Raw genomic sequence first — 1,029 nt, 5'->3', positions numbered from 1 at the left:
CGGCTGCGCGCGGACACCGAGGTGATCGGCGCCCGCGTCGAAGGCGGCCGGCTGACCGGGATCCGCGTACCCGGCGAAGTCCTCGACGCGGACGTCGTCGTGAACGCGGCGGGCCCGTGGGCCGGGGAGGTGTCAGCGCGGCTCGGCGCCCCGGTCGCCGTCCGGCCGCGCCGCGGGGAGGTGCTGGTGACCACCCCGATGCCCGGCGTGGTGCGGCACAAGGTCTACGACGCCGACTACGTCGGGGCGGTCGGCACCGGCAGCGGCGACCTGCAGACCTCCGCCGTGGTCGAGTCGACGCGCGGCGGCACCGTGCTGATCGGCTCGTCGCGCCGCCGGGTGGGCTTCGACGACGCGATCCGGCCCGAAGTACTCGGCGCCATCGCGGCCAAGGCCGTCCGGCTGTTCCCCGCCCTCGCCGACGCGGCGGTGATGCGGGCCTACGGCGGCTTCCGGCCCTATGTGGACGATCACCTGCCGGTGCTGGGCGAGGATCCCCGGCTCGGAAACCTTTGGCACGCAACGGGACACGAAGGCGCGGGCATCGGCCTGAGCGTCGGCACCGCACGCCTGCTGCGCGAGCTGCTCACCGGGGACGAGCCGTCGATGCCGGTCGAAGAGTTCACTGTGGACCGTCCGGCGGTGGTCGCGTGAGCCTCGAAATCACCGTCGACGGCGAACGCGTGCCGGGCGTCGAAGGCCAGACCGTGGCGGCCGTCCTGCTGGCGGCCGGGCGGCGGTCCTGGCGCACCACGCGGTCCGGCGCGCCGCGCGGCGTGTTCTGCGGGATCGGCGCCTGCTTCGACTGCCTGCTGACCGTGAACGGCGTCCCCGACGTCCGCGCCTGCCGCCGTCGCGCCGTGGACGGCGACGAAATCCTGACCCAGTCCCGGGAGGACGCGTGACGCGGGTGGTCATCGTCGGCGCCGGGCCCGCCGGGCTCGCGGCCGCCGAACACGCGGTGCGCGCCGGGGCCGACGTCACGATCCTGGACCAGTCCGACGCACCGGGCGGGCAGTACCACCGGCA

The 1,029-nt window shown here is 75.3% G+C and carries 3 protein-coding genes; all 3 read left to right on the top strand.

Annotated features, from left to right (window positions below):
* The coding region (locus G3I65_RS51955) for an FAD-binding oxidoreductase (protein ID WP_160703440.1) at window positions 1-654 on the top strand (654 nt) is incomplete at its 5' end.
* Window positions 651-905, top strand: coding sequence for a (2Fe-2S)-binding protein (locus G3I65_RS51950; RefSeq protein ID WP_160703438.1), 255 nt, complete (start codon window positions 651-653; stop codon window positions 903-905). The genes G3I65_RS51955 and G3I65_RS51950, both read left to right, overlap by 4 nt.
* Window positions 902-1,029 (top strand): FAD-dependent oxidoreductase (locus tag G3I65_RS51945; protein WP_160703436.1); only part of this gene is annotated, 128 nt, incomplete at its 3' end. The genes G3I65_RS51950 and G3I65_RS51945, both read left to right, overlap by 4 nt.

It is taken from the genome of Amycolatopsis sp. SID8362, from assembly GCF_010550475.1.
Classification (GTDB): Bacteria; Actinomycetota; Actinomycetes; order Mycobacteriales; family Pseudonocardiaceae; genus Amycolatopsis; species Amycolatopsis eburnea.
This window is presented reverse-complemented; position numbering and strand designations above follow the sequence as displayed.